Genomic DNA, 24,133 nt, shown 5'->3' on the forward strand with positions numbered 1-24,133 from the left:
GTTGAACATTGATAATTGGAACATATATATATTAAGGGATATTTCAATTTAAAGTTTTGAAATATCCCTTTTTAAATTTTCTTACATCTCTCTTAAGATGTTTTCCATTTTTTCAAATTCATCATTTACAGCTTTAGTAGGTTTTTCAGTTAAAAGACTTACAATTATAACTGAAATAAGTGATAGAGTGAAGCCTGGAATCATTTCATAAACATAAGTTGATAGACCAGATAATATCCATATAATAACCGTTAATCCACCAACAATCATACCAGAAAGTGCTCCCCATTTATTCATTCGCTTCCAATAAAGGCTTACTAAAAGTACTGGTCCAAAAGATGAACCAAAGCCAGCCCATGCCTGACCAACTATATTAAGAATTGTTTTGTTTGGTAAGTATGCAAATATTGTTGCTATAGCGGCAACTACTAATACTGCTAATCTACCTATTACTATTTGTTGCTTTTCAGAAGCTTCTTTATTTAAGAAAGTAAGATAAAAGTCTTTTGTAATTGAACTTGAACAAACTAAAAGCTGTGAGGAAATAGTACTCATTATTGCTGCTAATACAGCGGATAATATAATTCCTGTAATAAAAGGATGAAATAAAATATCCCCAAGACGAAGGAATACAGTCTCAGGATCACTTAAAGGACTATTATGATCAGTGAAATATACAAGTCCAATAATACCACTTATAACAGCGCCTAGAAGACCGATAGCCATCCAACCAATACCAATTCTTCTTGCGGATTTTAATTCTTTTGCAGATTTTATTGCCATAAAACGAACTATAATATGAGGTTGACCAAAATATCCAAGTCCCCATGCCATTAAACTAATAATACTGGCTATGCTGGTTCCTCTGAACATATCAAATAATGCAGGATCAATGTTTTTTACTTTATTAACAAAGGTACCAGGATCTACTCCTATATTCATATAAGCTACAACTGGAACAGTAACTAAACAAATAAACATTAGTGTTCCTTGGAAAAAATCTGTAAGACTTACAGCTAAAAAGCCACCGAAGTATGTATAAAGCACAACAACAGATAAAGTTACTATGATTCCCATGGTATAAGTTAATTTATAGGTATCTACAAATAGTTTTCCACCAGCCACAAGACCAGATGAAACATAAAGAACAAAGAAAACTAGTATTACCATACCGGATACAAGTCTAAGCATGTTTGATTTATCTTTAAATCGATTTTCTAGATAATCTGGCACAGTTAAGGAGTCGTTTGCTACTTCTGTGTAAACTCTAAACCTTGGAGCTAGTAAAAGATAATTTAAATAGGCTCCAACAGTTAATCCTATTCCTGTCCAAAGATTACAAATTCCAGTTGCATATACTGCACCAGGAAGCCCCATAAGCATCCAGCCACTCATGTCACTTGCTCCAGCTGAAAGTGCTGTTACCAAAGGACCAAGCCCTCTGTCACCAATCATATAATCTGAAAGATTAGTCGTTTTTCTGTAAGAATAATAACCGATCCCAAGCAAAATGAGCAGATATACTCCAATTGCAATAATGGACCATAATTGCATATAAAATTCCCCCTTTAAATTATGTGACACTTATTATAGCATTTTTATAATAATCACCAAATAAAAATATTATATTTATAAAAATAACAATAATATATTAACATATTACTTGAAAAACGACAAATAAATTAAAAAAATCAAGGCTAGAACAATCTATTGTTAAAAATCATATTATACAACATAAATACTAGTAGGAGATGCTTTTTATGATAAAGAAATTAAAAATGGCAGCGGCCATATTAATTTCAAGCATAATGGTTATTTCATTGTTTGGCTGTAGCAATACTAAGAATAATGATGGAACTGTAACGGTAAGGTTAAATGAAGTGACAAGATCTGTTTTTTATGCACCAATGTATGTAGCAATGAGCCAAGGCTTTTTTGAAGAAAATGGTATTAATATTGATTTACAAACAGGTCAAGGTGCTGATAAAACTATGCAGGCAGTTTTGAGTAAATCGGCAGATATAGGTTTCTGTGGACCAGAACAAACAATTTATACAAATAATCAAGGAAGAGAAGATTATCCAATACTTTTTGCACAGCTTACACAAAAGGATGGATCATTTTTAGTTGGAAGAACTAAAGAAGATAATTTTAAATGGACAAATATCAAAGAACATAGTGTTATTGGAGGAAGACCAGGTGGTGTTCCAGCTATGGCGTTAGAATCTGCTATGAAGAAAAACAATATTAATCCAAAAACAGATGTAAATATGGTTACTAACATTGATTTTGCTGCCACTGCAGGAGCATTTGGGCGCTACATTAAAGAGCGCCTTTTTTTTTATTAGTGCAAAATGGCTTTATGACTACTTCCATGGTGTCTGAATTATAAGAAATATAATCAACCAGGGAATTTATAAGAAGCTTTTTCATAGAATAATCAGCCTTTTCCCACATGCTTTTAAAATTTAAAATCATAGAAGTTGAAGCATCAATTTCTTTAATGGCTGCTTTTAAATTGCTATTAGTATTTTCTAATTCGAACTTTTTAAATTTCAATTCTTTAAGCTCTTTATTTAATTCTTCAATTCTGGAAGAAAGTAGATCAAAAATATTAGGATTTAAAGAGAGTTTATCAATTAAGTTTTTTACCTGAAGCTCTTTTTGAGAAATTTGTTTCTCATAAGTTTTAATATTATCTTTATCAATATATTCTGATTCTAAAGATTTTTTGTATTCTTCAATAGCTTTAATTAGTGATCCTTTATCAGCAGTAGCTTTAAAAAGTTCCTTCATAACATGCTTTTCCAATATATCAAGTCTTACGTTTTTAGAATCACAGGTAGTTTCTGTGGAGTTAATTTTATTTGTACATATATAGTATCTAAGAATTTCTCCAGTTTTTTTAGAGGTATGGCCCTGTTTTTGAATCATCTTACCACCACATTTGGCACATTGAAGTACTGAGTTAAATACACCATATTCGCTGCCATTAACCAGTCTTGGTGCAAGGTCTTTATTTTTATCTAATTGTCTTTGAACTTTAATCCACAAGTTATCCATAATTACACCTTCATGTTTTGAAACAGAAAGAATCCATTCGCTGATATCTTTATATTTATCTTTAGAATCTTTCTTATTATAGCTTAAGATTCCATTACCATTTGGATCACCAAAGACAGTTGCTCCTTTAGTAGAAAGATAACTTGTTACAAGATCAGAGGATTTAACATAAACAGGATTTCTAAGTAAAAGCTGCAGAGCTTTTATATCCCAGTTAGAATCTCTTTTGGTTTTTATATTATTTTGAATAAGATACTTTTGAAGTTTTCCAAGACTTCCAAGAGATAAATATTGCTCAAATAAAATTCTAACTAAAGATATTTCCTCATCAATAGGAGATAATTTCATCATCTTTTTTTGCTTTGAATTATTATCTAAATAATATGTGGGTTCAGAAGAAAAACCAAAAGGGGGAGTACCACCAAGCCAACGCCCAGTTTTAGCAAGCTCATACATATTATCTTTAATACGTTCAGCAATGGTTTCACGTTCCAATTGAGCAAATACGCTGCTAATAAACATCATAGCAGTACCCATAGGACTAGAAGTGTCAAACTGCTCACGAATTGAAATAAAATCTATGCTAAGAGCTTTTAATTCATCAATAAGAGAGGAGAAGTCAGAAACATTTCTACTAATTCTATCAAGCCTATAACAAATAATTGCATCAAATTTTTTATATTTGGCATCCTTCATCATAGATTTAAATTCAGGTCTATTTATATTACCACCTGAAAAGCCTTCATCTTCATATATATAAAATTCATCATAGCCATTATTTTTAGCATAAGATTTACATAGCTCTATTTGATTTTCTACACTTTCACCTTTACCAGTGAATTTTGATTTTCTTGAATAAATAGCTGCTTTCATAGTATACCTCCAAAGTGTTTATACATTGATTGTAGTTTTATAAATAAGTTAAGTTAATTGAGTATAACTACATATATTTATTAAAAAGTAGTAGGGAAAATACTATATTTCACAACTATTATATGAGACTTCCTTTTTCATTAATGCAGATCTAATACGTTTATATCTATTTTCATCTAGAACTATGGAATGAATTTTATATTTTAGCATTTCATGAGTCATATTAAAAGAATCACAAATATCAGAAGGATTAGAAATGCAATTGCATAATGCTTGTTCAAATTCTTCATCACTTACAAGAAAATTAGCAGCCCATGATTTGGCTCTATGCTCCTGCTTATTTTTCATTAGTTTTTCAGAATAATTTCTAGATGTAATAGTTAAATTACCTACACTAGTATAATGATGCCCTAGCTCTTCAGCTAAAACAGATATATATTTACACCTATCATTAATAATAGATTTTTCTACTAGTATAACTGGAGGAAAATCTGGAGCTTTAATGTAAATTCCATTAAATGAAGACTGATTAAGATTTCTTTCTTCAAGATATATTTTCTCTTTTTCAATAATGCAAAAAATTTCATTTAATTTTCTCATTAGTCGATCACCGCCATTATCAGTATTAATGATATTATTATAATACAATGGGAACGTATGTTCAAGGGAAGGGTATTAAATATTATGTCATATAATATTAGTAAATTATATTAAGACATGATATAATATATAAATATATGGGGAAAAATGTAAAATTGAAATTGGAGTGAAGATAAATGAGTAAAACTTTATATTTTTCGAAAGTAAGTATAAATTCAAGTAAAATATATGAAATATATGATGGAGTGGAAACACCTCAAAATGTAATGAAAAAGTTATTCAGTGATATGAAAAATGGGAAGAACTACAAGAATGTTATTACACGTATATTAAATGGAGATACTCGTGTAGAAGAATATAATTTTTATCTTACAGGAATAAATAAATTTGATAATGATCCTAGTGATGTATTGGTTGGAGCTGTAATTAAAACATCAAAAATATTTATTAATAATATTGATAAAGAGACTGGAAAAAAGAAAACCAAAGCATTTGATAGTGATGAATTATCAGGATTTTGCTTTTATCCGACTAAAGAAATAGTTTGCTTTTATACTACTAATAGATTTGGATATAAGGAATTCTGTAATGCATTTGAGGGATTATTAAATAGTTGTTCAATGGATGATAGCCAGAATGGTGAATATTTCAAAGTAAAATTACTAACAAATGGAGTTTCTTTAGATAATATTAAAGATGATCTAAAAAGGCTTAGAAATATTGAAACTATTAGAATAAATATAATACCTCCAAATCCTAATGGTGACTTATTGAAAGCTATTAGAGAGGATGCTGAAGAAAGATTAAAAGATATGGGTATGGGAAGAATAAGTGAAAAAAGTATATTATTTAAATCAAGAGATTTAAGAGGTTTAAACTCTGAATCAAAAGAGATAAGTGAAGAGTTGGATAAAATGTCTGCAATACATACAAAATTATCGACAGAAGAATCAACAAGCAATGGATATGTTGAGGTTGAGGCCGTTAGTATGGATGGAACTGTATATAATACTAATAATACTAAAATAATAAAATATAGAATGCCAGATACAATTGTTGGAGATAAGATGTTTGCAGATTATTGCAAAAGCCTAATACTAAAAATCATTTGAGTAGGTGAATGTGAAAATGATTGAAAAAATAATAGAAAATAAAAAATATAGGGATTTTTATGACTATAAAAGCTCTGAATGTAAGATATCATTTGCTATAGTAATAATAATAGTGTTAATGTTATCAATCTTAAAATTAGATTTATTTGAAAACTTTAATAATTATAAACCTGGTTTTCAGAATATAACTATATATGTTGCATCAGGTTTGTTAGCGATGATAGGAATTATATTAGCAGGAGTAGCATTTATTCTTGGATTGCTGGATGACGAGTTTAAAAATTCAATAAAAAATGTGGTTACTGGTGATCCAATAAAAGAAATAATGCTGAGTTTTGAATTTTTAACTATAAACCTAGGATTCGGCAGTGTGATTTTTTTTACAGAGCATTTCTTTCTTTATTCAAATATTTATATAAATAAATACACATTCTATATAATATTACTTTTTAATATATATTATTTTTCATTCTTAGTGTTTTATACAATATCATTAATTTATAATAGCATTGAATTATATCATATTAAGGACATATATAAAGAAGTAAGCAGAAATGAGAAGAGCATATATGATAAGGCTAACGAAATAAGAATAGATTATATATTATCAAAAATTTTAGAGGATAAAAAGCAAGAGGACTTCCTTAAAATATTATTTAAAATGGTTGATGAAATGGAGTTAGAGGATAAAGACAAGATTAAGAAGTATTTTGAAGATTACTATGGGGCATAGTATAAAAGAGAATATTTAATAAGTGTACTATATATTTATTAGAAGAACAGAACATTTTAAATAATTATAGTGAGTTATGGAATATTAAAAAATAAGGTGTCAAGTTAGACCCCTTATTTTTACCTTTGATACTTTTGAATAATGTAATTAAACTACTAATTTTCGATATATTGCAATTGGTCGTATTATATTTGTATTTTCATTTAAAACCATAGAAGAAAATGTAGCGCTAGAAGAATCTATCAATTGCCTAAATTCGTGAATATTTGTACTATTTCTGACTTCTGTAGTGTCTAATATACCAATAACTGTCCAAGAATTAGGAATGCTGATTCCGTATGATCTAAACAGATCATCTGGTGATATTGTCAAACAGTCTTGTTTTAAAATGCAATTGGCACTTTCTCTCGTTGGGGTGTCTAATCCAAATTCTAATCCATAGGGTATTAATTTAATCATATCATAAATCATTGCTCCTAGTGTATTTTGTTTGGATTTTCCTTTTAAATTAGGGTTGACGGGAGTGTTAAATTCTGGCACTAGATTATTTTTTGTAGCGAATGGTATTATTTGAGTAACAACATCAAAATTTCTATATGTAAGGGTACCATCAATTGCAATTATTGTACCAGAAGCAGCTTCGCTTAAAGTAGTTTTCTTCAAGTTAAAGGTTTCTAGTAGTTCAATAACTTTATGATCGTAAGGATTGATGTTGTGAGTTATATTTTCATTATTTGAATTTTTTGAAGAAATATTACCTTTAATAAATCCGCCATTACCTTCTATTAAACTATTGGTTTCATCAGTAGAAAGTTCTGATTTTACAACGTTAGTTAAATCTCCACCAAATATTTGTGAATAGAATGAATTTATTAAATCTGTATCCTTGTATAGAAAATCTATTAAGGTAATTTCTTCCCTGTCTCTGTGTTTATCTTTCCCCATTTGTTCCACTCCTTATTAAAGTTAGTGGTTTTCTTATTTAGCCTATCTTCAATAAGTTGCTGTTTTTCTTTAATGTCTTTTAATGTTTTAATTAATTTAAACATAAACATCCAACTCCTAAATCTATTTAATTATATTATAGACTATTAAACTAAGTTTAACCACTTAATTATTCGATACATTTCCTATAATAAATATATAATAAACATATAATAAATATATATTATATTTATTTGGCAATAATCCCTCGTAAATTAGATTAACATTATGCTATGACAAAATATTGTAATATGGACTTAAAAAAATAGGTGTTTGTGAAGAACACCTTATTTTTTATTTTTATATTTTTGTTTTATATATTCAATAAAATTATTAATTTCATCTTTAGCTTCTTTTGGAAGTTCATCATAATCTGTATCACTATTGAGTGCAATAGTGATATTTGAATCTTTAGTATAATTTCTTACATCGGACATTCCTAATAAATAATCAGAGGATACATTATAAAAGTTAGATAATATTTTTATTGTTTCAGAATCAGGTACACGTTTACCTTGCTCATAATACCCATAAGCACTTGTTGTTAAGTTTAAGATTTGAGCAATATCCTTTTGTAATAAATCACGTTCTAACCTTAATTCTTTTAATCTATCCTTTAGCAACATATTGATCTCCTCTCTAAGGGTTATAGTTATATTTTACAACTAAAAGTTGTTAATTAAAATCAATTCAACAAAAAGTTATATAAATTCGTTGACAAACAACTTTAAGTTATATATACTTTAAACAAACAAACAACTTAAAGTTGAATGAATGAGGTGAAAAATGTGAATAACAAATTGCTTGAGTTTAGAAATCAAAATGAATTGACTCAAAAAGAAATAGCTAAAGTTATACATAAAACTACTAGTTTTTACGGAATGCTGGAAAAAGGAAAAAGAAAACCGTCTATTGAAGTAGCCTATTCTTTAGCTAGATTTTATAATACAACAATTGAAGAAATTTTTTTTAAAAATGAAAACAACTTAAAGTTAATTTAACTATATTTTAGTACATATAATGGAGGAAAGAAATGGTACAAAACTACAGAAATATTTACCAAATAGCGAGAGAGAATACAAGCTTGACTCAAGAAAAATCATCAGAGCTACTAGATATATCTGTTGATAGCTTAAGAGCATATGAAGGAGGGAAGAGAACGCCACCAGAAAACATAGTAATTGATATGGCTAAAATATATAATCGTCCATATTTAATTTTGCAGCATTATCAAAAAACTTTGATAGGAAAAGAACTTTTTCCTAATATACAAATTAAATATCTAGCTGAAGCAGTCTTAACTTTTTTAGATGAGCTTGAAGATTTAGAAACTATTAAGAAATTAATAGTTAAGATTTCACGTGATGGTCAAATTGATGAAAATGAAAAAGATGATTGGGAAATGATAATGAAAATACTTGATGAAATGGTATGTGCAATTATAACTATAAAGTTTGCTAGGTAACACATTGAAATAAGAAAACATATTATGAAATGATTTAAATTTATGGAGGAAGATATATGAAAGGTGATGAATTGAAGGTAACAATAATTGGATTGGAAGATAAGAAAGGATTTAATGATTTAATGGCGGAACTGCAAGTTGCTGCTGTTATGAAAATGTGTCCACCAGAACTAAGAATGCAGATTTTAGATAATGCTTTAAAGATATTAAAAGCAAATTAACTGATTTTAAACATATTTAAAAGGAGAATAGAATGAATGAAAAAATTAAAGAAGATAAAGAAATAAACCAATGCAGAGAGAAAATATTATTGAAAAAGAAGAGTGATCAAGAAACACTAAATAAAGGGCAATGCTTAATATTAATTACAAAAAGAATGATGATTTTGCAAGTTATCTTATCATTAATAGGAATTTTTCTTGGAATAGTAGGAATTATTCTTTCAATGGATAAATTGGGCTAAGTTTTCGATCAAGAGTATTTATAATGATTTCTAGTAGAAAATAATTAAATTTATATCATTGAGGAGGGATTAGAAATTAACATAATAGAAATTCTATGGAAAATAGGCTATGACGTTCTTAAAAGTGATTCAGAGAAATGCGAATATACAATAATCTATACTCCAGAAAGAAAAAGGCGTATGTGGAAGCAAATAAAAAATGGAGAAATCGAAGTTGAAAATGAATTACTTGATGATACCTATGTAGTAAAGGTAGGAGAAGTAAGTTTTAATCAATGTGGAGATCTGTATGTTGATTTTATTGATGTAAAAACGAAAGAATGCATTGATTTCTATGAACATAAAAACATGAAAGAAGATGAACTTTATTAATAAAAAAGAACCTTATATAAAGGTTCACGATTGTTTGAGATACGGACGGCAATCCGTATCTCCATTATAAATTTAAATGGAGGAAAAGTAAATGGTTTTAGAATTTTTAAGTGACTTAAAATCAAAAATTAGCAAAGAAAATTACAATATTATTTTTGCTATGGCAAGAGAAGACATAAGATTTAATAGGACAAGTTTTAATAAAAAAACTACACCTGAAGAATTTATAGAAATATTTAAAAGGTGTTATGTTGCCTTAAGTAAGTGCAAGTAAGATTTTTAGTGGAGGTAGGGATAATGAAAAATATAGATAGTTCACAATTAGAAACTGATCAAGATGAATTAATTCAAGAGCAGTTAAAGGAAGTTTATCCAATCGATTTGACATTAATATATCCTATAGGAAATGGCTTTGAAGTAATTGATGATACAGTACTAGATTCATCAAATGCTATAAAGATTCATGTAAATATTGATAGTAATAAATATCCCAAAAGTAAAGTTTATGAATCCATTAAGATAGCTTGTCAGAGATTTCTAGAATACTATTCCTACTCTTAATTTAATTCTAGAATATTTTGAAATTAAATCATAAAGTGATATAGATATAAAAATTAAGAAATAAGGAGGTATGTTATGGATAAATCGTATTTTGCTATAATACCAGCTAATGTTCGTTATGATGAAAACCTAACTGCAAATGCTAAACTTCTTTATGGCGAGATAACAGCACTAGCTAATGAAAAGGGATATTGTTGGGCTGCAAATACATATTTTGCACAGTTATATGGAGTTAGTAAAACAAGTATTTCAAAATGGATAAAACAGTTAGTTGATAAAGGCTATATAAGATCTCAAATTATATATAAAGAAGGCACTAAAGAAATATTAAACAGGTATTTAACAATTGTTGTAGGAGGTATAGAAGAAAAATTAAATGGGTATCCAACTTTTATTAATGAGGGTGTTGAAGATAAGTTAAGTACCCCTATTGAAGAAAAGTTAAAAGATAATAATACAATAACTAATAATACAATTAATAATACATTAGATAATAATACTATATCTAAAGATATAGTTAGTAACACTAAAGTGCAACAAGTAATAGATAAGTGGAATGAGCTGGGACTTCAAAAACTAATTTCTATAAATAAAGGCACTAACAGATATAAATTACTGAATGCAAGACTTAAAGAATACGGACAAGATAAAATTCTTCAAGCCATAGAAAATATTAAATATAGCGATTTCTTAAAAGGGCAGAATAATAAAAGCTGGACTATTACCTTTGATTGGCTAGTAAAACCAAATAATTTCATTAAGGTTTTAGAAGGAAATTATGCAGATAAAGAAAAGGCAATTGAAGTTACTCAAAGTAATGATGTCAAACCACTTAGATTTAATAATTTCAAAGCAAGGGAATATGATTATGACGATTTGGAAAATAAGCTATTAGGTTGGGATAAAGATGATTAAGAAGAGAGAATTTAATGAGATTTTAGAAGGTCAAATAAGCATATTTGATTTAGAACTTAACTTTTCTCAAAAGCCTAAAAAAGAAAATATACCAGTAGTCAAAAGTCATAGAGATAAATTTGCAGAAATTATTAATTTATATCAATCAAGTGCAGCAAGGATAGTTAAGCAAGTATGTGGATCATTACTTGTTGAGCTTGACGATAAAACTTTATATTTTAATGGTGATGGAGTAAAAGAGCTAGAACTTAGAAAGGATATGGCATTGCTTCCGGGTGATGAAATTTTAGTTGTAAATCAAGATAGAGAATTAAATGAATTGCAGTTGCAAAGGCTTAAAGCTTTGAATGTTACGGAATATATAAAGCGTAAAGGTGATGCTAATATAATAATACAAGAGAAAGGAAAAACAATTGTTATAAGTCCTAAAGGCTGGATATTAGAATATGTACAAGCACCAAAGTATAAAGAAAATGAGGTTTTCAGTACAAAAATCCATAATGAAAATACAGATTCAAATAATAAAATTACAGAATCAGATGAGGATCATATAGAATTCAATCTTGATGATACTGTAGAAATTGAATATGAGGGAAGTAAAGAAATAGGTAAAATAAAGAGTATCTATAATAATGGTGAAACAATAAACGTGTCATGGAATGGGAAACGGACAGCATTTTATTATAAATGCGTTAGAAAAGTATCATAAAATTTTATAAAAGAGAGGTCTTACAAATGGACAAGCTAAATGAAAATATAGAAAAAGTTATTAAAGCTCATTTTGAAGAACCTGATAAAACATTAAAAGAAATATTTGAAGAATTTACTGAAGGACTTTCAGAAGAAGAAAAAGCAGTATTTTATAAAAATATAAGAAAGATAGTAAATTAAAAGTACTTGCAGGACTAGGAGCATTGGCAGGGATTACATGATTGTTAATGTTAAGGTTACTGCAAATAAAAATATATAGGGGAGCAATCCCCTTATAGAAATAAGGTGGAAATATGGGTATTCCAAGGATTGATAAAACAAGAGAATATATGTTTAATGAAGCCTGGGGAAAGATTGATAATAATGTAATTATAACTAGCAGGAACAGTGAGCATAGTTATAAACTTGATGATTTTGCTAATAAGAAGAAACTAAAATTTTTTAATCCAGTAATAGGTACTTGGCAAACTTGTACTTATGTGCAGCCAGAAGAGATGTTTGATGTTTGGTATATTACAGAAGCTGTAGATATGAAGTAGCAAATAGATTAACATAATAAATTTGATCTTTGAAAATTGAATATAGTACGGTAATTACAGAATATGCTATAATTATTTATATATTTTATGGGAATTAAACAAAAATATTAAATTAATGGGGATGTAAGGAGATAATATGTTTAATTATAGTAATTTAGATGATATAGAACTTGAAGAATTATGTAAAGATGTGATGGAGAGAATGCTAAATATAAAATTTAGATCATTCAGAGCAGGAGTAGATGGAGGAATAGATCTTAAAGATTATGATTCTGAAAATAACATAATTGTACAAGTCAAACATTATATTAATAGTACTGTTCCGATGTTAAAAAGTTCTTTAAAAAAAGAGGTTGAAAAAGTTGATAAACTAAATCCAAATGAGTATTACGTGTGTTGTACTAAAGAACTAGGGCCAAATGATATTAAGGATATATATAATTTGTTTAAAAAATATATGGATTCTGAAAAAAATATAATTACTCTCAAAGAAATTGATGATTTGTTAAGAGAAGAGAGAAATATTGATATTGTTAGGAAACATTATAAACTGTGGTTATATTCTTCAAATATATTATCTGAAATAAATAATCAAAATACGTTTATAGATTGTGAAACCTTACTAAGTGACATTAATAATGAAAGCAAATATTATGTAAGAACACAAGCTTATGATATAGGAATTGATATTCTGGAAAAGTTTGGTTCCTTAATATTAGCAGGTTCACCAGGGGTGGGTAAGACAACTATATCAAAGATGATTATATTATATTATGCTACTCTAGGATACAGAGTTAGATATACAACTAATGGTGATATAGATAATATAAAAAAATCGTTATCAGTCGATAGAGAGTTAAATGAAATAATATTATTAGATGATTGTTTAGGACAATATTATTTTAAAATAAAAGAATCTCAGCAGAGAGAATTAATAGATATAATTAAGTATGTGAATAATAATAAAAGCAAAAAAATAATTTTAAATTCAAGAATTACTATATTGAACCAAGCCCAAAAAAAGTCACAAGAGTTTGAAAACTTTGTAATTAACAAAAAAGTTAGAATTCATGTAATGGATATGGATAATATAAGTCTAGTTGAAAAGGCCAGAATATTATATAATCATTTGTATTTCAATAATGTTAGTAAGGAATATTATGACAGTATAAAAAATAATAAAAATTATAATAGAATTATCAGTCATAGAAATTATAATCCAAGAATAATAGAGTATGTGACACAAAAGGAACGTTATAAAAATATAGAGCCAAGCGAGTATTTTGATTTTATTCTATCATATTTAGATAATCCCCAAGAAATTTGGAGAATTGAATACGAAGAGAGGATAGATAAAATTGATAGATTGTTTATGTTAACATTATTTTCGTTAACAGATACAACAATAAGTGAAAGTGTAATCGAGGAATGCTTTAATAAACGGATACTAGAAAGCGCTATTGACACAACAGTGAACAATTTTAAAGATACAATTATAAGGTTAAATAAGTCAATGATTAAAATAATTGATAACAATGGTACAAGGGAAATTTCAGTATTAAATCCATCAGTAAATGATTATCTAAAATCAATTTTTTATGAGAATTCAGCAGAATTAGAGAGAATAAGAGAATCAATAGTGTATTTTGATCAAATAAAAAGATGTTATTCAAAGGATTCTTTTGATGAAGCTATAAAAGAAAGAATAGATAACAATAGATTTTTATGCCTTAAAATTAATAAATTAAGTAATATGAATATTGTAAATATTCAGACGTTGTGGATATATTATATATGCAAATACAAGATATTAGATGAAAAGCATAAGCAATATATACATAATTATATTGAGAATATTGACAATGAAAGTTTCAAAGATGATGAAAACATTAGAAAAAGGCTGTTTATATATAATTTTTTAGAAGAACCATTTTTTAATTTTTATAATATAGATCAATATGTAATAAAAAAAGAATTTATTACAAAAATTTATTACAGTGTAGATTTGGAGGATTTGGTTTCACTTGTTAACGGACTTTATGATAGAGCAAACAATGAATTTTTATATGATTTTTACGATATATCTGTAAGTTGCATTCAAGAAGAATTTGAAAATTATATAGATAAATTTAATATAAGTAATTTTATAGGAGACTTAGACTTTAATCGATATAGTAACGGTAATTATTATGATGAATTTGAATTAGATGAAGATGGAATATATAGTGATGTTAAAGATGCGATTATAGCTGAACTTGAAGAAATTATAGAAAATATAAAATATAATGTTATTAGAGATATAGAAATGGTGTATATAAACAATATAAATTTTGATGAATATAATTTAAAAGAACATGTTTTAGATGCCATTGAATTAAAAAAGGGAGAGCGAGACTATGATGATGATTATGAGTATGAAAGATATAGGGAAGATAGACTAATAGGAACAAATTATAATAATGAGATAGAAAATATATTTAATAGAGATTTTAATTTATAATGAAACTAAAGATACCGTGGGAATTTAACCTATGGTATTTTTTTGTATATTAATAAAAAGGTGTTCATCATGAACACCTTCACTAAATTAGAGAATACACTTTGGAACGTAAGTTCTCTAATCAACCTATCTAAATTATAACATAGAAATTTAAAGAGGGATAGGTGAAAAAACATGAGTGAAAGAATAAAAAAAGAATTAGCATTATATAAATTAAGAGAAATTGAAATTGATGATATGAAGTTGAAAGTTGAAGAATTAAAAATTGGTGAGCAACTTGGAGCAATGAACTATGAGGAAAAAGTACAAAGTTCTATGAATTGTAAAAATAATGATTATGTTATGAATGAAATAGAGACATTGGAAAAGAGAATAAGATTTAATGAGATTGCTAATAAGAGAATTGATAATGCATTAAAAAGATTAGATATAGATGAAGCAGAAATAGTTAGAAGAGTATTTATAGAAAAGAAAAGTATAACACTAACAGCACAGGAATTATTTAAATCAAGAAAAAGTATTAAAAAATCGATAGATAGGGCGTTTGAAAAGCTAAAATTAGCTTAATGGGTAGCAACAAAGGTACCATAAAGGTGTCAGCTAGGGTAGCAGGAAAGGTATCACAAAGGTAGCAGCAAAAGTACCTATTCAGTACCCAAAAAATATTATATACTGTATTTGGTTAAAGAAATAATTAAAATATCACAAATTATTAATATCCGTTTATGATGTTTAAAGCACTTAATTCAGGTGCTTTTTATTATGCAAATTTTTATTGTAAGGAGGTAGATCATGTATAAGAGAATAAAATTAAATATTAGGTTTGCAGGAAATGAAGTTGTATGTGCTAAATCTCCTGCAAATTGCTGTAAAGGATGTGCTAATAAAAATAATTGTGAAGAAATAGAAGTATATTATAATCCTTTTGCTAAAAAAGATATAGAAGAGTGCTTTAAAAATGATGAAAGGAATAGGTGAGGCAGGTGAAGTGATATGGGAAGAAAAAGACCTGCTAAACCTATTGTAAGAACAGATCAAGTACTTGATATTCAAGATTACTTAAAATATAGAAATGAACGTGATTATATTTTATTTGTAGTTGGAATAACAACAGGCTATAGAGCAGGTGATTTAGTAACACTAAAAGCAAGAGATATAAGAGAAGCTCTTAAGAAAAGTGAGTTTACTATTTTTGAGGGAAAGAAAAAGAATTCAAAAAATATTAGAGAAAAAAATAGGAAGCCTAGAACAGTTGAAATAATACCAAAGGTTGCAAAGCTGCTGAAAGAATATATCAGAGATAAAAAGGATTATGAATATATATTTCAATCCAGGAAAGGTGTAAATAAGCATATAGGAGTACAAGCAGTTAGTAATATTTTAAAAGAAGCTGGAGAATATTTTGGTTTATATGATATATCTGCTCATAGTATGAGAAAAACATATGCATATAAAATATATATTGAAAGTGATAAAGATATTGTAGCTGTCCAAAAGTTATTAGGTCATAGAACAACACAAGAAACAGAACTATACATTGGGTTAGATAAAGAAAAATATCATCAATATTCAAAGTCGTTAAGTGATTTTGTGAGATGATATTTTTTTATTTTTAGCTATGAATGTTTAATTTTTGAAGCTATTAACATTCAAGGTTAAAAAATCAAGACATATAGAAGTAGAGATATTTTAAAATGAATGTGTGATTCCCCATGATAATTAAACATTCAAACAAGAAAATATGAATATTGAACTCAATAAAACGAGTAGTATTCGTATTATAATGATAAGAAACATATTGTTTTTTTTAGGTTGCAAACTACAGAATAACCATATTTTTTTTGATAGGGAAATATATACTTATACTGACTTTGAATAAACTTACGAATATATATGAACAATATTAATGTAAGCAAAATTTAGATAAATTTATAAAGTATGAAAGTGAGGTGAATGTGTTAATAAAGCTTACAAGTAAATTTTATATCTATTACTTGAAATATTAATATACTTAATTAAGAATATTTTAAATATAGAATTTTGTAAGTTTTAGATAGCACTTATAAATGAGTAATATACTTGACGAAATTTTAACATTTCAATCTGGAGATGAAGAAATAAAATTGCGCGTATTTGGTGATGAATTTTACGCAAGACGTGAATCGTTAGATGGATATACAGCAATTTATGATCCAAGGCTGGATAAATATTGCTATGCGAAATTAGAAAATGGAGAACTAGTATCTACTGGCAAAAGTATAACTGGAGAGATTCCAGAAGGAGTAACTCCTCATTTAAAAGAAAGTACAGAAGTTAGAAAAGAAAAGTTTGAAAAGAACTATTCAAATAGTGGATATTCTAATATAGAAGATATTGATTTAAAAAAAAACACAAATGATAATGTAGAAAGAACTAAAACTGAGAGTGATGGTTTGCTTGCAGGACGCAAAAGAAACAATGGAAAAATCAAGGGATTAACAGTTATTGTAGAGTTTGCTGATATTTCAACTAATATCACTCCATATGATGTAGAACAAATGTTGAATGGAGAAAATTACAATCGGAATGGGAATTATTGCTCAGTGAATAAATATTTTAAAACTGTTTCTGATGGAAAGTTAGATTATAGCAATGATGTTATAGGACCTATCAAATTATCTCATAGACGTAATTATTATATCAATGAATCTTTTATAGACGAAGTAATGAATATAGTAGTAAATAATTTAAATATTGATCTTTCTATATACGATTCACTAAAAGAGGGGATAGTTGATGCAGTAAATTTTCTTTACGCAGGAGAAACAGTTTATGAAGGGGCACTATGGCCACATAATTCATATAAAAGTATAGAGTTTAATGATATAAAAACTGGTTTTTACATGTTATCTAGCGTAGGCAAGGATGTTGATAATATGAGTATAGGAACTTTTTGTCATGAATCAGGACATTTACTTTGCCGTTTCGCAGATCTATATGATTATGGAAAAAGAGATGGGGATAATATAAAGAGTAAAGGACTAAGCATTTATTGTTTAATGGGTTCAGGTAATCATCTAAACAATGGTAGAACACCTTCTCCTATTTGTGCATATTTAAGGGATTTGGCTGATTGGTGTGATAATAAAGCAAACCTCAATGAGGCAGGATCATATATTGCTAAACATGGGGAATATAATACTGTTATGAAGTATAAGACATCCAAGCCGGATGAATATTTTATCATTGAAAATCGAGCAACATTCGACTTGGATAAATATTTACCATCAAGTGGTCTTGCTATTTATCATTGTGATAAGAACGGTTCTAATGAGTGGCAACAAGGTACACCAGAACAACATTATCAATGTGCATTATTGCAGGCAGATGGTAAGCGAGATTTGGAACGAGATGTAAACTATGGAGATAAAGGTGATTTATTCGGTGAACGCAGTGGAATAACAGTCTCAAACAACACTAATCCATCAAGTAAAGAATGGGATGGAAGTGATTCTGGGTTTGTTATTTCGAATATTACAAAACCTGATATTAATATCCAATTCAAGATTGGATAAGAATGTTTTTATAAGCTAGAGAATTAGACTTTCTAGCTTTTTTTATAGTCTAAATAAGGAGGGGAAACAGGTATAGCTAAAGAGTTTGCTAAATTATTTTATAATAGTACAACATGGAAGAAGTGCAAAGCATCTTACATTAAATCAGTTCATGGATTATGTGAGAGATGTGAAAGACCAGGATACATTGTGCATCATAAGAAAGAGTTAGCACCTAATAACATCAATGATCCTAACATAACACTTAATCATGATAACTTAGAATATTTATGTTTAGATTGTCATAATGCAGAGCATGACTTCAATAGAGAAAAGAAAAGTGCAACTAAGAAAGGTTACAGATTTAATGATAAAGGAGAATTAGTTCCTACGACATAGCCCCCCCATAAAAATATCTGTGGGGGGGCTTTTGGAGACCGTATAGTGGACAACAATTTTCCTCCGAATGAAATTTTGAAAAAGGGGAGGGGGATATTTTTGAGCATATCCGAACAATTAGAAAGAGATAGAAAGATAAAGCAGGAAGTAAATAAAATTAAAAAGATATTTAAGGATTTCCCAAAAGATAAAACTAAAGTTATTGAAGGATTAATTAATGAAGCTGCATTTATGAAAGTATCTCTTGAAGATACTAGAATAGATCTTATTAAAAATGGATTGACTGAACTATTTGAACAAGGAGATCAAGCATTTAATAGAGAAAGACCAGAAGTGAAAATATATTCAAATTTCATGAAGCTATATTCCAGCATAATGAAACAATTAATAGATTTACTTCCACCAGAACTTAAAAAAGAGCAAACTGATGCTTTGATGGACTTTATCAGTAAAGGCAAGATTAAAAAATGACTTACATAGAAGAATACTATAATAAGATCATTTCAAATGAAATTATTGCTTGCAAAAGAATTAAGCAGGCATATTCTATGTTAGTTGATAAACTTCATAATCCAGGTAAATATGATCCCTGGATATTTGATGAAGAATTAGCTAATAGGCCAATAGAATTTATTGAAACTTTTTGCAAACAAGCTCAGGGAGAACTTGGTGGAGCATTAAAGCTAGAATTATTTCAGAAAGCTAAGCATCAAGCAGTATTTGGATTTGTTCATAAGGAGACAGGCTTTAGGCAATATCAAGAAGTGCTTGATATTAGAGGGCGAAAAAACGGAAAGACTACGGAGCTTGCAGCAGATGAAACCTTTATGTTAGTTGGAGATGGAGAAGGTTCTCCAGAGTGCTATATTATAGCAACTAAATTAGATCAATCTAAAAAAGGTTTTAATGAGTGCTATAAAATGATTCAGCAGTCACCAGATTTAAATAAGCATCTAAAGAAAAGAAAATCAGATATATATTGTCCTTTTAATTATGGAACTATCCAGGCTTTGGCGAGTAATTCAAATGGACTTGATGGTTTAAATTCACACATGGTTACAATAGATGAATTGGCAGCCATAAAAAATAGAGATATATATGATTTGATGAAGCAATCAATGAGTAGTAGAAGGCAGCCTTTATTAGATTGTATTACTACTAATGGTTTTATAAGAGGTTCAATATTTGATGCACAATATGAATATGCATGTAAAGTGCTGGATGGTAAAGTCAAGGATGATAGATTCTTGGCTTTTATTTATGAGCTTGATGATAAAGATGAGTGGGATAAGGAAGAAATGTGGATTAAAGCAAATCCAGGATTAGGGCCTATTAAGAAGATTGAATTTTTAAGAGATTGTGTTAACAAAGCCAAAGAAGATCCTGCTTTTAAAGCCACAGTTATGGTTAAAGATTTTAACATGAAAGAAAATTCTGCATCAGCTTGGTTACGTTGGGATGAACTTAATAATGAAGCTGTATTTGATATTAGAGAAATGGGCTTTAGATATGGAATTGGTTGTTTTGACTTAGCAGAAACCACAGACTTAGCATCAGCTAAAATTTTATGCATGAAACGAGATGACCCTGGTATCTATGTAATTCAAAAGTACTTTGTACCACAGGAAAAATTAAATAATGAAGAAACTAATAAAGAAGAGGATAGTGTTCCATATAAGTTATGGGAGCAGCAGGGATTACTTAGAGTTTGTCCAGGAAATAAAATAAATAAGTATGATATTTTGGAATGGTTTAAGGAAGTAAGAGATACTTATGATATTTATATACCTTGGATTGGATATGATCCTTGGCATGTTGATGATAGTTTACTTCAAACTTTTAAAGATGAATTTGGTTCAGAATCAATGATACCAGTTAGACAGGGAGTATATACTTTAAGCTTCCCAATGAAGGAACTAAAAGCAGATTTAATTGCAGATAGAATCAATTATAATAACAATCCAATAGATAAATGGTGTTTATCAAACATGGAAATAAAAACAGATATAAATGGCAACATACAGCCTATAAAAGGAGTCGATAACAGAAAGCGTATTGATGGAGGTGTGTCTTTGATAATTGGTTATGTAGTGTTCTTAGATAAATTAAGTGAATATGAAAATATGATTTAGAGGGAGGTGCATAGAGTGAATTTTATTAATAGATTTTTTAACCGTAGTCCATCAAAGACAAGATTTGAACTTGTTGAAGATAGAGGAAATGGTTTTTATAGCTGGAATGGTAAACTTTATAAATCTGATATTATTAGAGCTTGTATAAGACCTAAAGTTAAAGCTATTGGAAAGTTAATTCCACAGCATATAAGAAATAATACTCAACAAGGCTTTGCAGTTAATCCAGAACCTTATATAAGGTTTCTACTTGAAGAACCTAATCCATATATGAGTGGTCAAATGTTGCTTGAAAAGTTAGCAATGCAGCTGGCACTCAATAATAATGCTTTTATCTTAATAGTAAATGATGATAATGGCTATCCAGTTGAATTATATAACATACCATGTGTTACTGCAGAAGCTATTTATGATTCACAAGGATTACTTTATTTAAGGTTTACTAATCGTAATGGTAAGATGGTTACTTATCCATATACAGAGATCATTCATATAAGGCAGGATTTTAATGAAAATGATATATTTGGTGAAAGTCCACGTGAAGCGTTAATACCTTTGATGGAAGTTGTATATACCATGGATCAGGGGATTGTGAAAGCAGTTAAAAATAGTGGAGTAATAAGATGGTTACTAAAATTCAATAATTCTTTAAGGCCAGAAGATATAAAAAAGAATGTAGAAGACTTTACTAAGAGTTTTCTTGCAACAAGTAATGAAGGTGGAGCTGCAGGTGTTGATTCAAAATCAGAAGCTACACAAATTCATCCTGATGATTATGTTCCTAATGCGGCACAAATAGACAGAACTACTAAAAGGATTTATTCATTCTTTAATACAAATGAGAAAATAGTGCAGTCTAATTACAATGAAGATGAATGGAATGCATATTATGAAAGTGAAATTGAACCTTTGGCCATGCAGTTAAGTAATGAATACACCAGAAAGTTATTTAATAGAAGAGAGCGTGGGTTTGGTAACAGGATAATCTTTGCAGCTAATAATCTTCAATATGCATCAATGTCAACTAAGCTTGGATTACTAGCTATGGTGGATAGAGGTGCATTAACAGCGAATGAATGGAGAGAAGTAATAAATCTTCCACCAATAGAAGATGGTGATAAACCAATAAGAAGATTAGATACTCAAGTCGTGGGAGGGGGTGAAAAGTAATGGATATAGAAGTTAAAGGCGATATTATATCAGATGATTATGCCTGGATCTATGATTGGCTTGGATATAATTATGCTTCACCAAGTAAGATTATAAATCAAATTAAAGAAGCTAATGGGGAAGAGTTAAACATAAAAGTAAATTCTCCAGGAGGGGATGTGTTTGCAGCAAGTGATATTTATACAGAGCTAAGAAATTATAAAGGTAATGTAAATATAAATATTACAGGTTTAGCAGCAAGTGCAGCAAGCGTTATTTCTATGGCTCGACATAGTTCAATGTCACCAACAGCTCAATTAATGGTACATAATGTATCAAGTTATGCAAGTGGTGATTATAGAGACATGGATCATATGTCAGAAGTCTTAAAAAATGCTAATAATACAATAGCAAATGCTTATATGTGTAAAAGTGGCATGAGCAGAGAGCAGGCACTTGAAATAATGAATAATGAAACCTGGTTAACTGCTCAACAAGCAAAAGAATTAGGATTAATTGATGAAATAATGTTTGAAGATACAAACAAAGTAAATTTGATGAATTTATCAAACATGAATTTAAAAGGATTTTATAATTCAGCTTCATCTATTCCTAAGGAGCTAATTGAAAACTTAATGAAAAATAATAAGTCTAACAAAGATCAACCTATTATAAATGATAAGGTTGATTTTTTTATTGAGCAAAATGCAAAAATAAATGGAAAATTGATTGAGCTATATAATAGCCAAATAGAAGAAAAGGAAGTGTTAATTAATGAAAATTAGAATGTCAAATGATCAAGAACAACAATATTTAAATTTATTAAATGAAGCCAAAGATCTTTTAAATAATAAAAAGGATTTAGAAGGATATAAGGCTAAAATGCAAGAAATCGAAAAATTTGAAAATGATACTGAAGAATTAAATAAAGCACAAGCTAATTTAAATGCTAGATTTAAAGATAGTGCAGTAGTAACAGATATATCTAAATTATCAAATGATGTCAAAGCAGTAAAAGTAATAGATAGTATTAATAATTCAGAGGAAGAAACTGAAGAAGAAGCAAAAGAGCCTAAAGAATATGTTAATGCCTGGGCAAAAAATATGCTTGGCCTAAAGATGAATAATTCAGAGAGTAATGCTTTTAAAATGATCAATGAAGCTTATGTTCATACTACAGGAAACACAGGCATTGTAATTCCTGAAACAGTAATGAGTGGTATTTGGAAAGAAGTTGGAGAACAATACCCATTATGGAATGATGTTTTTAAAACAACTATAAAGGGCAAAGTTACTTTGCTAAAGTCTACAAATTCAAGTGATGCTAAGTGGTATGATGAAAGCACATCTACAGAAGATGGTAAAGAAGAATTTGGAGAAGCTAGCTTAGATGGCTGCGAATTATCAAGAGATATAACCGTTTCATGGAAGCTTAGAGAAATGGCTATAGAAGATTTTATTCCATTTATTCAATCTCAGTTAGTTGAAAAGATAGGAGCTGCATTAGGTTATGCCGTTTCACAAGGGAAAGGAAAGCCAGGTGAAAGTGATACTTTCAAGGCAGAACCAAAAGGAATAATTCCTACATTAACAGGGGAAACCAAAACACCACAGGTTGTTAAATTTACAGATGCAGAGCCTTTAGAATATACTCATTTTACTAATGCAATGTCAAAGATAAAAGGTACTTATAAAAATAAAACATGTATATATGCAAATGGAACTACAATCTGGAATGAAATTGCTAATGTTAGAGATACCACTGGAAGACCTTATTTTGTAGCTAATCCAATAGAAGGTGGAGTTGGAACAATATTCGGAAAAGTTGTAAAAGAAGATGATGGTATACCAGATAATAATATATTACTTGGTGATGCCTGGAACGGATATCATGCAAACATTAATAAGCAAGTATCTCTTGATAGTGAAGATCACAAAAAGGAAAGAACAACAGATTATATTGCTTATGGGATAGTTGATGGTGGAGTAAGAACTACGAAGGCATTTGCATTGATAATGAAAGGATAGG

The 24,133-nt window shown here is 28.6% G+C and carries 30 protein-coding genes and 1 pseudogene; 25 read left to right on the top strand and 6 right to left on the bottom strand.

Annotated elements, in window-relative coordinates; translation table 11 throughout:
• Positions 1 to 81: 81 nt before the first annotated feature.
• Positions 82 to 1,554, bottom strand: coding sequence for a sodium/proline symporter PutP (putP, locus tag CSPA_RS04840; protein WP_015391088.1), 1,473 nt, complete (start codon positions 1,552 to 1,554; stop codon positions 82 to 84).
• A gap of 206 nt (positions 1,555 to 1,760) precedes the next feature.
• On the opposite strand from putP, the pseudogene CSPA_RS04845 reads away from it, so the two are divergent.
• Positions 1,761 to 2,312 (top strand): annotated as a pseudogene (locus CSPA_RS04845) (ABC transporter substrate-binding protein); the annotation flags it as partial.
• 10 nt (positions 2,313 to 2,322) lie between these two features.
• Here the strand turns inward: CSPA_RS04845 and CSPA_RS04850 are convergent.
• Together CSPA_RS04850 and CSPA_RS04855 are read right to left on the bottom strand one after the other, a co-directional pair.
• On the bottom strand, positions 2,323 to 3,936 hold the full coding sequence (locus tag CSPA_RS04850; RefSeq protein ID WP_015391089.1) for a recombinase family protein: 1,614 nt from the start codon (positions 3,934 to 3,936) through the stop codon (positions 2,323 to 2,325).
• Positions 3,937 to 4,038: 102 nt separating this feature from the next.
• A complete protein-coding gene (locus tag CSPA_RS04855; RefSeq protein ID WP_015391091.1) occupies positions 4,039 to 4,536 on the bottom strand; it encodes an ImmA/IrrE family metallo-endopeptidase in 498 nt (165 codons plus the stop codon).
• A 176-nt stretch (positions 4,537 to 4,712) separates the two neighbouring features.
• Between CSPA_RS04855 and CSPA_RS04860 the strand changes: the two genes are divergently transcribed.
• Complete coding sequence (locus tag CSPA_RS04860; RefSeq protein ID WP_015391092.1) at positions 4,713 to 5,648, top strand: DUF4747 family protein; 936 nt, start codon at positions 4,713 to 4,715, stop codon at positions 5,646 to 5,648.
• Between the two features lie 16 nt (positions 5,649 to 5,664).
• Complete coding sequence (locus CSPA_RS04865) at positions 5,665 to 6,381, top strand: hypothetical protein (protein WP_015391093.1); 717 nt, start codon at positions 5,665 to 5,667, stop codon at positions 6,379 to 6,381.
• 147 nt (positions 6,382 to 6,528) lie between these two features.
• Here the strand turns inward: CSPA_RS04865 and CSPA_RS04870 are convergent, their stop codons facing one another.
• The 3 genes from CSPA_RS04870 to CSPA_RS04875 all read right to left on the bottom strand — a co-directional run bounded on the left by CSPA_RS04870 (position 6,529) and on the right by CSPA_RS04875 (position 7,991).
• A complete protein-coding gene (locus CSPA_RS04870) occupies positions 6,529 to 7,326 on the bottom strand; it encodes a hypothetical protein (RefSeq protein WP_015391094.1) in 798 nt (265 codons plus the stop codon).
• The gene (locus CSPA_RS29960; protein ID WP_015391095.1) at positions 7,284 to 7,430 is read right to left on the bottom strand and encodes a hypothetical protein; all 147 of its coding nucleotides are present in this window, start codon (positions 7,428 to 7,430) and stop codon (positions 7,284 to 7,286) included. Before CSPA_RS29960 ends, CSPA_RS04870 begins: the two co-directional genes overlap by 43 nt.
• Before the next feature lie 222 nt (positions 7,431 to 7,652).
• Positions 7,653 to 7,991, bottom strand: a complete 339-nt coding sequence (locus CSPA_RS04875; protein ID WP_015391096.1) for a helix-turn-helix domain-containing protein — start codon at positions 7,989 to 7,991, stop codon at positions 7,653 to 7,655.
• A 162-nt stretch (positions 7,992 to 8,153) separates the two neighbouring features.
• Between CSPA_RS04875 and CSPA_RS04880 the strand changes: the two genes are divergently transcribed.
• From CSPA_RS04880 to CSPA_RS04980, 22 genes are all read left to right on the top strand, one after another.
• Complete coding sequence (locus CSPA_RS04880; RefSeq protein WP_015391097.1) at positions 8,154 to 8,366, top strand: helix-turn-helix transcriptional regulator; 213 nt, start codon at positions 8,154 to 8,156, stop codon at positions 8,364 to 8,366.
• Between the two features lie 32 nt (positions 8,367 to 8,398).
• Positions 8,399 to 8,830, top strand: a complete 432-nt coding sequence (locus tag CSPA_RS04885; RefSeq protein WP_015391098.1) for a helix-turn-helix domain-containing protein — start codon at positions 8,399 to 8,401, stop codon at positions 8,828 to 8,830.
• Positions 8,831 to 8,886: 56 nt separating this feature from the next.
• A complete protein-coding gene (locus CSPA_RS29965) occupies positions 8,887 to 9,051 on the top strand; it encodes a hypothetical protein (RefSeq protein ID WP_015391099.1) in 165 nt (54 codons plus the stop codon).
• A gap of 32 nt (positions 9,052 to 9,083) precedes the next feature.
• The gene (locus tag CSPA_RS04890) at positions 9,084 to 9,293 is read left to right on the top strand and encodes a hypothetical protein (protein ID WP_015391100.1); all 210 of its coding nucleotides are present in this window, start codon (positions 9,084 to 9,086) and stop codon (positions 9,291 to 9,293) included.
• Positions 9,294 to 9,473: 180 nt separating this feature from the next.
• A complete protein-coding gene (locus CSPA_RS30455) occupies positions 9,474 to 9,665 on the top strand; it encodes a hypothetical protein (protein WP_015391101.1) in 192 nt (63 codons plus the stop codon).
• A gap of 91 nt (positions 9,666 to 9,756) precedes the next feature.
• Positions 9,757 to 9,939, top strand: coding sequence for a hypothetical protein (locus CSPA_RS04900; protein ID WP_015391102.1), 183 nt, complete (start codon positions 9,757 to 9,759; stop codon positions 9,937 to 9,939).
• 23 nt (positions 9,940 to 9,962) lie between these two features.
• The gene (locus CSPA_RS04905; protein WP_015391103.1) at positions 9,963 to 10,226 is read left to right on the top strand and encodes a hypothetical protein; all 264 of its coding nucleotides are present in this window, start codon (positions 9,963 to 9,965) and stop codon (positions 10,224 to 10,226) included.
• Positions 10,227 to 10,301: 75 nt separating this feature from the next.
• Positions 10,302 to 11,141, top strand: a complete 840-nt coding sequence (locus CSPA_RS04910; RefSeq protein ID WP_015391104.1) for a helix-turn-helix domain-containing protein — start codon at positions 10,302 to 10,304, stop codon at positions 11,139 to 11,141.
• Positions 11,134 to 11,850 carry a hypothetical protein gene (locus CSPA_RS04915; protein WP_015391105.1) on the top strand — a complete coding sequence of 239 codons (717 nt, stop codon included), beginning with the start codon at positions 11,134 to 11,136 and terminating at the stop codon, positions 11,848 to 11,850. The genes CSPA_RS04910 and CSPA_RS04915 overlap by 8 nt, the downstream gene beginning before the upstream one ends.
• 26 nt (positions 11,851 to 11,876) lie before the next feature.
• Positions 11,877 to 12,032 (top strand): hypothetical protein, encoded by a 156-nt coding sequence (locus CSPA_RS04920; protein ID WP_015391106.1) that lies wholly within the window; start codon positions 11,877 to 11,879, stop codon positions 12,030 to 12,032.
• Between the two features lie 113 nt (positions 12,033 to 12,145).
• Positions 12,146 to 12,391 carry a hypothetical protein gene (locus CSPA_RS04925; RefSeq protein WP_015391107.1) on the top strand — a complete coding sequence of 82 codons (246 nt, stop codon included), beginning with the start codon at positions 12,146 to 12,148 and terminating at the stop codon, positions 12,389 to 12,391.
• Positions 12,392 to 12,527: 136 nt separating this feature from the next.
• Positions 12,528 to 14,891 carry an nSTAND3 domain-containing NTPase gene (locus CSPA_RS04930; protein ID WP_015391108.1) on the top strand — a complete coding sequence of 788 codons (2,364 nt, stop codon included), beginning with the start codon at positions 12,528 to 12,530 and terminating at the stop codon, positions 14,889 to 14,891.
• A gap of 174 nt (positions 14,892 to 15,065) precedes the next feature.
• A complete protein-coding gene (locus tag CSPA_RS04935; protein WP_015391109.1) occupies positions 15,066 to 15,458 on the top strand; it encodes a hypothetical protein in 393 nt (130 codons plus the stop codon).
• Between the two features lie 225 nt (positions 15,459 to 15,683).
• Complete coding sequence (locus CSPA_RS04940; RefSeq protein WP_015391110.1) at positions 15,684 to 15,869, top strand: hypothetical protein; 186 nt, start codon at positions 15,684 to 15,686, stop codon at positions 15,867 to 15,869.
• A 15-nt stretch (positions 15,870 to 15,884) separates the two neighbouring features.
• Positions 15,885 to 16,490 (top strand): tyrosine-type recombinase/integrase, encoded by a 606-nt coding sequence (locus tag CSPA_RS04945; RefSeq protein ID WP_015391111.1) that lies wholly within the window; start codon positions 15,885 to 15,887, stop codon positions 16,488 to 16,490.
• Between the two features lie 467 nt (positions 16,491 to 16,957).
• Positions 16,958 to 18,445: a M6 family metalloprotease domain-containing protein gene (locus tag CSPA_RS04950; protein WP_015391112.1), complete on the top strand. Its 1,488-nt coding sequence runs from the start codon at positions 16,958 to 16,960 to the stop codon at positions 18,443 to 18,445.
• Between the two features lie 138 nt (positions 18,446 to 18,583).
• Positions 18,584 to 18,823 (top strand): HNH endonuclease, encoded by a 240-nt coding sequence (locus CSPA_RS04955; protein WP_081603973.1) that lies wholly within the window; start codon positions 18,584 to 18,586, stop codon positions 18,821 to 18,823.
• Between the two features lie 99 nt (positions 18,824 to 18,922).
• Positions 18,923 to 19,294, top strand: coding sequence for a hypothetical protein (locus CSPA_RS04960; protein WP_015391114.1), 372 nt, complete (start codon positions 18,923 to 18,925; stop codon positions 19,292 to 19,294).
• Positions 19,291 to 20,955, top strand: a complete 1,665-nt coding sequence (locus CSPA_RS04965) for a terminase large subunit (protein WP_015391115.1) — start codon at positions 19,291 to 19,293, stop codon at positions 20,953 to 20,955. The genes CSPA_RS04960 and CSPA_RS04965 overlap by 4 nt, the downstream gene beginning before the upstream one ends.
• Before the next feature lie 15 nt (positions 20,956 to 20,970).
• Positions 20,971 to 22,125: a phage portal protein gene (locus tag CSPA_RS04970; RefSeq protein ID WP_015391116.1), complete on the top strand. Its 1,155-nt coding sequence runs from the start codon at positions 20,971 to 20,973 to the stop codon at positions 22,123 to 22,125.
• A complete protein-coding gene (locus CSPA_RS04975) occupies positions 22,125 to 22,889 on the top strand; it encodes a head maturation protease, ClpP-related (protein WP_015391117.1) in 765 nt (254 codons plus the stop codon). Before CSPA_RS04970 ends, CSPA_RS04975 begins: the two co-directional genes overlap by 1 nt.
• On the top strand, positions 22,879 to 24,132 hold the full coding sequence (locus CSPA_RS04980) for a phage major capsid protein (RefSeq protein ID WP_015391118.1): 1,254 nt from the start codon (positions 22,879 to 22,881) through the stop codon (positions 24,130 to 24,132). The genes CSPA_RS04975 and CSPA_RS04980 overlap by 11 nt, the downstream gene beginning before the upstream one ends.
• The last annotated feature ends 1 nt before the right edge of the window (position 24,133 follow it).

It is taken from the genome of Clostridium saccharoperbutylacetonicum N1-4(HMT) (genome assembly GCF_000340885.1).
GTDB lineage: Bacteria > Bacillota > Clostridia > Clostridiales > Clostridiaceae > Clostridium > Clostridium saccharoperbutylacetonicum.

Excerpts from the sequence above, each read along its gene's own strand:
- putP (WP_015391088.1), bottom strand. The coding sequence starts at position 1,554 with ATGCAATTATGGTCCATTATTGCAATTGGAGTATATCTGCTCATTTTG.
- CSPA_RS04850 (WP_015391089.1), bottom strand. The coding sequence starts at position 3,936 with ATGAAAGCAGCTATTTATTCAAGAAAATCAAAATTCACTGGTAAAGGT.
- CSPA_RS04855 (WP_015391091.1), bottom strand. The coding sequence starts at position 4,536 with ATGAGAAAATTAAATGAAATTTTTTGCATTATTGAAAAAGAGAAAATA.
- CSPA_RS04860 (WP_015391092.1), top strand. The coding sequence starts at position 4,713 with ATGAGTAAAACTTTATATTTTTCGAAAGTAAGTATAAATTCAAGTAAA.
- CSPA_RS04865 (WP_015391093.1), top strand. The coding sequence starts at position 5,665 with ATGATTGAAAAAATAATAGAAAATAAAAAATATAGGGATTTTTATGAC.
- CSPA_RS04870 (WP_015391094.1), bottom strand. The coding sequence starts at position 7,326 with ATGGGGAAAGATAAACACAGAGACAGGGAAGAAATTACCTTAATAGAT.
- CSPA_RS29960 (WP_015391095.1), bottom strand. The coding sequence starts at position 7,430 with ATGTTTAAATTAATTAAAACATTAAAAGACATTAAAGAAAAACAGCAA.
- CSPA_RS04875 (WP_015391096.1), bottom strand. The coding sequence starts at position 7,991 with ATGTTGCTAAAGGATAGATTAAAAGAATTAAGGTTAGAACGTGATTTA.
- CSPA_RS04885 (WP_015391098.1), top strand. The coding sequence starts at position 8,399 with ATGGTACAAAACTACAGAAATATTTACCAAATAGCGAGAGAGAATACA.
- CSPA_RS29965 (WP_015391099.1), top strand. The coding sequence starts at position 8,887 with ATGAAAGGTGATGAATTGAAGGTAACAATAATTGGATTGGAAGATAAG.
- CSPA_RS04890 (WP_015391100.1), top strand. The coding sequence starts at position 9,084 with ATGAATGAAAAAATTAAAGAAGATAAAGAAATAAACCAATGCAGAGAG.
- CSPA_RS30455 (WP_015391101.1), top strand. The coding sequence starts at position 9,474 with ATGTGGAAGCAAATAAAAAATGGAGAAATCGAAGTTGAAAATGAATTA.
- CSPA_RS04900 (WP_015391102.1), top strand. The coding sequence starts at position 9,757 with ATGGTTTTAGAATTTTTAAGTGACTTAAAATCAAAAATTAGCAAAGAA.
- CSPA_RS04905 (WP_015391103.1), top strand. The coding sequence starts at position 9,963 with ATGAAAAATATAGATAGTTCACAATTAGAAACTGATCAAGATGAATTA.
- CSPA_RS04910 (WP_015391104.1), top strand. The coding sequence starts at position 10,302 with ATGGATAAATCGTATTTTGCTATAATACCAGCTAATGTTCGTTATGAT.
- CSPA_RS04915 (WP_015391105.1), top strand. The coding sequence starts at position 11,134 with ATGATTAAGAAGAGAGAATTTAATGAGATTTTAGAAGGTCAAATAAGC.
- CSPA_RS04920 (WP_015391106.1), top strand. The coding sequence starts at position 11,877 with ATGGACAAGCTAAATGAAAATATAGAAAAAGTTATTAAAGCTCATTTT.
- CSPA_RS04925 (WP_015391107.1), top strand. The coding sequence starts at position 12,146 with ATGGGTATTCCAAGGATTGATAAAACAAGAGAATATATGTTTAATGAA.
- CSPA_RS04930 (WP_015391108.1), top strand. The coding sequence starts at position 12,528 with ATGTTTAATTATAGTAATTTAGATGATATAGAACTTGAAGAATTATGT.
- CSPA_RS04935 (WP_015391109.1), top strand. The coding sequence starts at position 15,066 with ATGAGTGAAAGAATAAAAAAAGAATTAGCATTATATAAATTAAGAGAA.
- CSPA_RS04940 (WP_015391110.1), top strand. The coding sequence starts at position 15,684 with ATGTATAAGAGAATAAAATTAAATATTAGGTTTGCAGGAAATGAAGTT.
- CSPA_RS04945 (WP_015391111.1), top strand. The coding sequence starts at position 15,885 with ATGGGAAGAAAAAGACCTGCTAAACCTATTGTAAGAACAGATCAAGTA.
- CSPA_RS04950 (WP_015391112.1), top strand. The coding sequence starts at position 16,958 with ATGAGTAATATACTTGACGAAATTTTAACATTTCAATCTGGAGATGAA.
- CSPA_RS04965 (WP_015391115.1), top strand. The coding sequence starts at position 19,291 with ATGACTTACATAGAAGAATACTATAATAAGATCATTTCAAATGAAATT.
- CSPA_RS04975 (WP_015391117.1), top strand. The coding sequence starts at position 22,125 with ATGGATATAGAAGTTAAAGGCGATATTATATCAGATGATTATGCCTGG.
- CSPA_RS04980 (WP_015391118.1), top strand. The coding sequence starts at position 22,879 with ATGAAAATTAGAATGTCAAATGATCAAGAACAACAATATTTAAATTTA.